This window comes from Streptomyces sp. NPDC093064, assembly GCF_044754605.1.
In the GTDB taxonomy this organism is placed as follows: domain Bacteria; phylum Actinomycetota; class Actinomycetes; order Streptomycetales; family Streptomycetaceae; genus Streptomyces.
Genome location: NZ_JBIVPK010000109.1, coordinates 1 through 7,838 on the forward strand (window position 1 = coordinate 1; position 7,838 = coordinate 7,838).

The window sequence follows — 7,838 nt, forward strand, 5'->3', positions numbered from 1 at the left end:
CTCGGCCAGATCAGCCCGATCACTTACGAACAGCGATCAACTACGCTGGCCACCGCCGCATAACAACCGGTGTCCACGATCAAGGGTGAAGCCCCGTGCAGGGAATCTTCAGGTCCAGCAGAAGCTCACGCATAGTGGGGACGGTGCCGCGGGCGAGGTGGACCGCGCTGCGATGCAGGGCCTCCCGGCCGGCCAGGCGCATCGTGGACCACCAGTGGGAACCAGCCCGGTCGCGGATGTCTTCCCAGCCGCCCGCCAGGAACTCCTGCTCGGAATACGCGGCGATGCCGCTGCTGCCTGCGGAGATGGGGCTGGGCGGGATCGGGTCGAGGTTGGCGTCGACCAGGACCAGGCGGGAGACCAACTGAGGGTGCCGGGTGGCCAGGACAATGGCCACCGAGCCGCCCATGCTGTGCGCAATCACCTCAGCGCCCATGACACCCGCGCTGGTCAGGGCCGCGGCGAGGGCATCGGCGTGCGATTCCAGGGTGTAGTCGAAGCCCGTCGGCCGGTCGCTGATGCCGTGCCCGAGCAAGTCGATCAGCAGTGAGCGACGGCCGGCCAGCAGAGGATGGACCGCGACCTCCGTGAAGTAAGCCGGCGAAGTGGCACCCAGACCATGGACGTAGACGCGTGATGGTTCCTGCCCCGGCAGCTCGACCCAGCGGATCCGGTCGCCCTCGGGCGTCACGGCGGCGTTGCGCACAGTCTGCTCTCCTGCACTCCAGATCGACGGAGAGACGAGAGTAGCCACCGGAACTCGGCGCACCACCACCGCCCCCAGCGCAGGATCTTGCGCGAGCACCGGAAGTCTCGGGCATCGGTCATGACTCCTCACCCGATTTCGTTCACAACGCCGTAACAGACGGCAACCGCCGAGGACCAGGCACGACCAGACCCGCGCTGTACGTCGACGATCAGGCCTCGTTGACCTGTCGCAGCGAAACTTGACCCTTCTCATCGGAGGTTGACCGGCGTGATGAACTGACCAACTACGACCGCTGCCTCTACTGTCGGCGCATGACGTGGTTACCACTGCTCGGAACGCTCATGGGGGCCGTCATCGTGCAGGCCGCGATGCGGGCGGATCTAGGCGCTCAACCTTCGGCGAGACGGGACACTCGTCCGGCAACGTCGTCACCGTGTGCCCCCGCCTTCTAGAAACGAACATGTGAACGATCCGCCGCCTGACCTGCCCTGCCTCCGCACCCTGGAGACGTGGCTCGCCCTCACCCTCGACCGGGTACGGCAGCAGATCGCCACAACCGAACGCCGCGAGCACGAGCGCCAACGCGGCGAGCAGGCCCGGCCGGCCACACCCGATTAGAACGAGCGGCCTGCATTGCATGGCTCCTCCCCTCGGCCATCTGGCCCCCCAGCAGCACGAGCGCTGGCTGCGAGAGGGCGTAGTCGCTTGCGTCAGTCACGGTCAGCCGACTCCAGGAGCTCAAGCTCCTCGGTCCACTCCTGAATGCGGGCGATGAGCTGGTCGGGGTCCTGCGCCGGAACGGCGCGCTTGGCGTCACGCAGGCGTATGACCTTCTCCCACCAGGCGTCCAGCTCTTCCTTTGTGGTGGCCGTCTCGGACAGGTGGTTGTAGCGGCCGATCAGACGCGTCGCCGTCTCGGCTAAGAGGTCGAAGACCATGGCGGTCGGAGCATCGTGGTAGGCGGAGGGTTTGCGCTGCGGTGTGGACATCAATCTCCTCGTACTGTGGAACGGCAGTCTTTCGACGCTTGTGCACTTTGGGGCGGCGCTTCTCAGCTCGGCACCGCGCGGAGCCCTTCGGCGGCGATCGCGTTGTCGCTCCAGCCGGTGAAATGCGCGGCCCGGTGGGTTCCGAAGTCCTCCTCCCCTGGGGCGTTGGGGCTCATCGTGGCACGGTGAACGCACCGACACTCAAGGCGCGGTCCGGGTGGCCGTCACACGGTCGGAATGGATGCGGTGGGCTTTGCGGTCGGCGGGCGACTGCATCAGCACGGCGGCGGAGTGGGCCTGATGCACGGCCGGCGGTGCGGTGACCCTCACCGAGTAGCCCTGGCCTCGGCGGATCGTCCGCCCGTTCTCCAGGGCCTGGCGGACCGCGTTGTCAGGGACGTCGGCCAGGTGCTCGGCGACCAGGCCAGGCATGTCGACCACCACCGTCGGATCGGCGTCTGCTCGTTCGTCCTCGCCAGCGGCTTCACCCGGAATCTGACCCTCCGCGACGCCGGCCTGGCATCAGCGAGGCAGCTAGCAGAGCGCTGCTCAGCGACAATAAACGTCGGTGTCCTCGACGGCGACGGTGCCATCATCCTGGGAAGGATCGAGAGCACCCGACCCGTGCGGACGATCTCCCGCGTCGGCGCCCGAGTACCCGCGAACCTCTTCCAGGTCATCTCCAAGCGTGACGAGAAAGGCTCGATCGTCCTGACCTCGAACAAGACCTTCGGCAAAGCGCACTTGTTCCGGCGAACCTGTGCAAGGTGCCACCGAAACCTCACAGGTTCGGCTGCGGCCCCGTGCCGTCGGTGCTGTGGTGGAAAGCTCCGTCGGTGAGCACGGGCACGATCGCGCTGGCGTCGAGCTTGGTTGCGATGGCCACGTCGTCGGCGAAGCCTCCCTGGACCAGTTCAACGCCTGAGGAACAGGCAGCCACGGCACTGACGACATCGGCGGTCTGCGTGAAGCAAGCCTGCGCGGCAACTGCCTCGGGAGACAGCGGGCCAACGCCTCGCGACCCCAGCTCGGCGATGATCGCCCCGGCACCCAGCAAGTCCTCCAGCGCAGGTCGCAGGCTTCCGTCCGGCCACCGCTCACCAGCAGCGATCACCACGACGGGACGCTCGGCAGTCCCGTAGCCGTGCCGGGCCAGCCATCGTCCGACAGCGGTGGCGTTACGCAGACAGCCCGCCACCACCATCGAATCGCCTGCCGCCGCTGCGATGGCGGATCCGTTAGGCGAGGGCAGCACGAGTCGAGGGGTGAACGGGGCCTGCCGAAGTGCTGCGGGAGACAGCGACCACGGTGAGGCTGAGGTGGCGGCTCGCCGCCCCACGGCCAGCGCCGCCACCTTGTTCTGGGCAAACGCGGATGCCGTCTCGTCACGCCAGGGATAGGGAAAGACCTGGGTTCCCGCCTCGACGGCGACGGTCACCGATGTCGTGAACGACAGCACGTCGACCACCACTAGGCAGGCGGCGTCCGACGCCAGCTGCTGGGCACCAGTGGGGCCCCACTCGAATCGGACGCCGTGTTCTTGCTGCAGGAACCAGTTGCGCATGGTGGTCGAGTCTGGCACCGGTTGGATCAATGAGGAGGGCTGTTCGGTGTTCGCGGGCCGGGCAGGTGCCCGGGGTCGACATGGTCGGTGAGATCGATCAGGCCAAGGCCTCCATCCGTCCAAGAGGCAGTCGACGAAGGCGAGTTCGGCCGCGCCTGACACTCTCCCGCAGCCGGTCGGCGGACGGACGGCGACGCGCACCTCTGCGGCCGCCATCGGGCTGTTCCTGCCGAACATGTGCAAGGACCCGTCCCTGTGCACGGAGGTTGGCCGGGTGCTGCTGCAGATGCTGAGCGTCCACTCGATCGGCGACGGGGCGAAGTGGCTCCGGCTCGCGCGGAGCGTGCCCGGGCACCGTGCGGACGTTCTCGCGCAGACCGCGCGCCGCTGCGCCGACCACTGGCTGCGCTTTGCCAACGAACTCGAGAACCGACGGATGTGACCCGTGAGCCTGCGCCGGATTGTCGACGTCATGTCGTCGCATATGAACGAGGCGGCGTACACCGACATGGTGTCGGAGTACGCCGCCTTCGGGTGGGACGAATTGGCGGGAGGCTGCCCGCGCTGTCACGGCGGTTACTTCGGGTCACTGTTGAACTTCGAGGCCGACCAGAAGTAGCCGAGCACCGCGAGGCCGACGCACCAGGCGATGGCGAGCCACCCGTTGTGGCCGATCTCGGTGCCCAGGAGGAGTCCGCGCAGGGTCTCGATGGCGGGCGTGAACGGCTGGAACTCGGCGATCGGCTGGAACCAGCCCGGCATGCTGTGCAGAGGGACGAAGGTGCTGGAGATGAGCGGGAGGAAGATCAGTGGCATCGCGTTGTTGCTGGCGGCCTCGGCGTTCGGGCTGACCAGGCCCATCCCGACCGCGATCCAGGTGAGCGCCAGGGCGAACAGCGTGACCAGTCCGAACGCCGCGATCCATTCCAGGGCGGTGGCGTCGGTGGATCTAAAGCCGATGGCGACGCCGACGGCGCCGACGAGGACCACGCTCATGATCGACTGCAGGACGCTGCCGATGACGTGTCCGATGAGCACGGAGCCGCGGTGGATGGCCATGGTGCGAAAGCGGGCGATGATGCCCTCGGTCATGTCGTTGGAGACGGACACTGCGGTGCCGATCGTGGTGGAGCCGACGGTCATCAGCAGCAGGCCCGGCACGAGATAGGCGATGTAGTCGGAGCGGTCGGCACCGCCGCCGAGACCCGCACTCATCGCGTCGCCGAAGATGTAGACGAAGAGCAGCAGCAGCATGACGGGCGTCAGCAGCAGGTTCAGGGTGAGGGAGGGGTAACGCCGGGCGTGGAGGAGGTTGCGGCGCAGCATCGTGGACGAGTCGCGCACGGCGAGGGAGAAGGAGCTCATCGCAGGGCCTCCTTGGGCTGCTTCGGCTGGCTGGGCACGTTGCTGCTATCGGTCAGGGCGAAGAACACGTCGTCGAGGTCGGGGGTGTGCACGGTCAGTTCGTCCGCCTCGATGCCGGCCGAGTCAAGCCGGTTGAGGATGGAGCGCAGCTCGCGCTGGGTGCCGTCGCTGGGGATCTGCAGCGCCAGCGCCTCGTCGTCCCGGGTCACCTCCCGCAGTGCGAGGGCGGCGCCCTGGTACGCGGCCGGGTCGGTGAAGCGGAGCCGGACGTGTCCGCCGGGGATCAGCCGCTTCAGCTCCTCGGCGGTGCCTTCGGCGGCGATCTTGCCGTTGTTGAGCACGGCGATGCGGTCGGCGAGCTCGTCGGCCTCCTCCAGGTACTGGGTGGTGAGGAAGACGGTGACACCGCCCGTGACGAGCTCCCGGATGATCTGCCACATGTTGTGACGGGAGCGCGGGTCGAGGCCGGTGGTCGGCTCGTCGAGGAAGATGATCCGCGGGTTGCCGACCAGGGTCATGGCGATGTCGAGGCGGCGCTTCATGCCGCCGGAGTAGGTGGAGGCGGGCTTCTTCGCGGCCTCGACCAGGTCGAAGCGCTCAAGGAGTTCGGCGGTGACCCGCCGCCCCTGGCGCTTGGACAGGTGGTGCAGGTCCGCCATGAGGAGCATGTCCTCCTCACCGGTGATCAGGTTGTCGACGGCGGAGAACTGCCCGGTGACGCCGATCGCGGCACGCACCCCGTCCGGGGAGGTGGCGACATTGTGACCCGCGACCTGGGCCTGCCCGCCGTCGGCGGCGATGAGCGTGGACAGGATCTTCACGACGGTGGTCTTGCCGGCGCCGTTAGGCCCGAGCAGCGCGAACACGGAGCCGGCCGGGATACGCAGATCGATGCCGTCGAGCACGGTCTTGTCGCCGTAGGACTTGCGCAGGCCGACGGTGGAGACGGCGGCCGGCGACGGGTGACCACCGTCCTGTCTGGACGTGGGCATGACAGATGAAGGCATGGGGCCCTCCCGTTCGAAGTGTGAAGTGGCTGGTGGGATGAGTGAGTTGAGGCCAGTACTTGTGGGGTCAGACCATGGCGCGGCGAACGTCGACGTTGCCGTACCGGGTGCGGGCGCGGACCTTGACGGTGTCCTCGGTCTTCTCCGGGGTCTCGGACGCGGTGAGCGTGTTGCGCACCTGACCGGAGTCGGAGCTGACGTCGAGCCAGGCGGCGGTGCCCTCGCGGATGCCGACCTCGATGGCACCGTAGGAGGTTTCCAACTGGACGGTGCCGCAGGCCACTTCGCCCACGCGCAGGGTTCCGTGGGCGGTGGTGGCGGTGACCGAGTCCTCGGCGCGCCGGATCTCGATGTCGCCGTTGGCGCCGCTCACCCGCAGCTCGCCGGTCGCAGCGCCGACGGTCGTGGTGCCGTGCGAGTTCTTCAGGACGGCGGGGCCGTCGACGAGGCCGACGCGCAGGCTGCCGGAGCTGGTGGTGATCTCGGCCATGCCCTCGACCCGGTCCACGGTGATCGAGCCGTGCGACGCGGTCAGCATCAGCGGGCCGGTGGTGTCGAGTCGGACGTCGCCGGACGAGGTTTTCACGCGGACCTCGCCGAGCCGGCCCTCGCCGAGCACCTGGGCCCAGGCGCCAGTCATGTCGATGCGCGAGCCCGTGGGCAGTTCGACCGTCACGTCGACAGTGCCGGTGCGGCCGAACAGATTGGGCTTGGGCGTCCTGACGGTCAGTAGGCCGCTCGTGTACGTGACCCCGGTCTGGTCGGCCGCCCGTACGTCCTGGTCCTTCTTCGGGTCGCGGGGCTGCACCTCGACGACGGTGTCGAGGCGGTCGCCTGCGGTGAACTGGATGGAACCGGCCTCCACGTGCGCGGCGACCGAGATCGGTTCGAGGGTGTCGAAAGAAGGCATGGCTGTCCCGTCCTCTTGGGTCTTCAGGACGTCCCCGCTGGTGGGACGTGGTGTGGGTGAAGTGGGGCGGGGGCGGGCGCGGCTAGCGCACCCAGCCCGTGAAGCTCTGTCCGATGGTCTGGGTCTTTTCCGCCGTACGCTGCCGGGTGCCGCCGTCGACCGCGGCCGACACGGCCCGCACCAGCCACGCGTTGACCGACAGGCCCTCGCGGCTCGCGGCCTCCTCGACGCGCGTCTTGAGGTGGGCCGGCAGCCGCAGATTGATGCGGGCGGTGCCGCCCTCGTCGCCGTCGGCGGGAGCCGGGGTCTTGAGCGGTTCAACGGGCGCGGCTTGCTCCGCAGGGGCGCCGCCGCCGGCGGGTGGCGGCGTCACCACGAAGTCGGGGTCGAGCCCGCGCAGCCGTACGTCGACCGAGCCGGGAGCGAGCTCGCGGGTGATCTCGCCCATCGCGGCGGAGAGCACGTTGAGCAGGGTCAGCCGGGCCGCCGACTCCAGGGGAGCGGTGAGCCGCTCGGCCAGCTCGCGGGCTTCGTCGCCGCCGGCTTCGGCGGCCACCGCGAGTTCGCGGCGGAGGGTGTCGACGTACGGGGTGAGGTCCATGACGCCATCATGGCGCCACGGTGGCGCATACGCAAGCCCGAATGGCACCTCGTGTGGATTGGGCGCATGAATGGCTTCCCTGAACTGCAAAAACATGAACGGGGCGACCCGAGTGATTGTGGCGCCATGTGTGCTCATGCGCTTTTAGAGGCATGGAATGGCATCACGTGGCACCAAGTGCTGCCACGTGATGCCATGCGATGTGGCAGGAAGGTGGCCTGCCCCGCCTCGCGGTCTGCCGCTGGGCCGAGCCCACCCCTGCGGTGGGGGTTGTCAGTGCCCGTTCGCACGGCGAGGAGCGTGATCCCTGGCTTTCACCCGACGAAAGGCGGGACCGGTTCTCGGCGCGTGGCCCGGGGAGCCGGGCCCGCGAGGTCGCCGACCTCAAGGCCGCATGAGGCAAGGCGAATACCCCCACAGGTCGGACCGCGGAGGCGTAGCCGGCGGGCTCGGCAGCAGAAGGCGGCATCACGCGGCCTGGCCGAAGCCGTCGACGGCCGGCCACCGCCGCCTCGTCGCGCTCCACCGCCCGGCGGGCCGGTACCTGGCAGCTCCAGCCATGCCTCTTGAGCAGCGCGGCAACCCCTTGCACTTTGTAGCTGATCGGAAAATCGATGTGCGGGAGGGCAGGCGGCAGCATCCGGGCCGCTTGCGGGCCGGATGTCGGGGCGAGCTTGGTCAGGCGGATACGGG

At 68.6% G+C, this 7,838-nt stretch carries 9 protein-coding genes and 3 pseudogenes; 3 read left to right on the forward strand and 9 right to left on the reverse strand.

Annotation, left to right across the window (positions count from 1 at the left end; all coding sequences use genetic code 11):
• Positions 1-82 precede the first annotated feature (82 nt).
• Positions 83-706: pseudogene (locus tag ACIQFZ_RS42645) on the reverse strand (alpha/beta fold hydrolase); the annotation flags it as partial.
• A gap of 465 nt (positions 707-1,171) precedes the next feature.
• Between ACIQFZ_RS42645 and ACIQFZ_RS42650 the strand changes: the two are divergent.
• The gene (locus ACIQFZ_RS42650; RefSeq protein ID WP_402693909.1) at positions 1,172-1,327 is read left to right on the forward strand and encodes a hypothetical protein; all 156 of its coding nucleotides are present in this window, start codon (positions 1,172-1,174) and stop codon (positions 1,325-1,327) included.
• Positions 1,328-1,419: 92 nt separating this feature from the next.
• Here ACIQFZ_RS42650 and ACIQFZ_RS42655 read toward each other — a convergent pair whose 3' ends face one another.
• Both ACIQFZ_RS42655 and ACIQFZ_RS42660 read right to left on the reverse strand, forming a co-directional pair.
• Positions 1,420-1,698, reverse strand: coding sequence for a hypothetical protein (locus ACIQFZ_RS42655; protein ID WP_402693910.1), 279 nt, complete (start codon positions 1,696-1,698; stop codon positions 1,420-1,422).
• Positions 1,699-1,899: 201 nt separating this feature from the next.
• Positions 1,900-2,130, reverse strand: coding sequence for a hypothetical protein (locus tag ACIQFZ_RS42660; protein WP_402693911.1), 231 nt, complete (start codon positions 2,128-2,130; stop codon positions 1,900-1,902).
• Positions 2,131-2,349: 219 nt separating this feature from the next.
• On the opposite strand from ACIQFZ_RS42660, the pseudogene ACIQFZ_RS42665 reads away from it, so the two are divergent.
• Positions 2,350-2,436, forward strand: a pseudogene (locus ACIQFZ_RS42665) (ATP-binding protein); the annotation flags it as partial.
• A gap of 43 nt (positions 2,437-2,479) precedes the next feature.
• Here the strand turns inward: ACIQFZ_RS42665 and ACIQFZ_RS42670 are convergent.
• Entirely contained in the window at positions 2,480-3,262 is a 783-nt protein-coding gene (locus ACIQFZ_RS42670; RefSeq protein WP_402693912.1) for a 2-phosphosulfolactate phosphatase, read from the reverse strand.
• Positions 3,263-3,536: 274 nt separating this feature from the next.
• On the opposite strand from ACIQFZ_RS42670, the gene ACIQFZ_RS42675 reads away from it, so the two are divergent.
• Entirely contained in the window at positions 3,537-3,704 is a 168-nt protein-coding gene (locus tag ACIQFZ_RS42675; RefSeq protein ID WP_402693913.1) for a hypothetical protein, read from the forward strand.
• Positions 3,705-3,838: 134 nt separating this feature from the next.
• Here the strand turns inward: ACIQFZ_RS42675 and ACIQFZ_RS42680 are convergent, their stop codons facing one another.
• From ACIQFZ_RS42680 to ACIQFZ_RS42700, 5 genes and pseudogenes are all read right to left on the reverse strand, one after another.
• Complete coding sequence (locus tag ACIQFZ_RS42680) at positions 3,839-4,627, reverse strand: ABC transporter permease (RefSeq protein WP_402693914.1); 789 nt, start codon at positions 4,625-4,627, stop codon at positions 3,839-3,841.
• The gene (locus ACIQFZ_RS42685; protein WP_402693915.1) at positions 4,624-5,619 is read right to left on the reverse strand and encodes an ATP-binding cassette domain-containing protein; all 996 of its coding nucleotides are present in this window, start codon (positions 5,617-5,619) and stop codon (positions 4,624-4,626) included. The genes ACIQFZ_RS42680 and ACIQFZ_RS42685 overlap by 4 nt, the downstream gene beginning before the upstream one ends.
• Positions 5,620-5,701: 82 nt before the next feature.
• Entirely contained in the window at positions 5,702-6,544 is an 843-nt protein-coding gene (locus ACIQFZ_RS42690) for a DUF4097 family beta strand repeat-containing protein (RefSeq protein WP_402693916.1), read from the reverse strand.
• Between the two features lie 82 nt (positions 6,545-6,626).
• Entirely contained in the window at positions 6,627-7,145 is a 519-nt protein-coding gene (locus ACIQFZ_RS42695; RefSeq protein WP_402693917.1) for a hypothetical protein, read from the reverse strand.
• A 492-nt stretch (positions 7,146-7,637) separates the two neighbouring features.
• Positions 7,638-7,755: pseudogene (locus tag ACIQFZ_RS42700) on the reverse strand (winged helix-turn-helix domain-containing protein); the annotation flags it as partial.
• Positions 7,756-7,838: the final 83 nt, after the last annotated feature.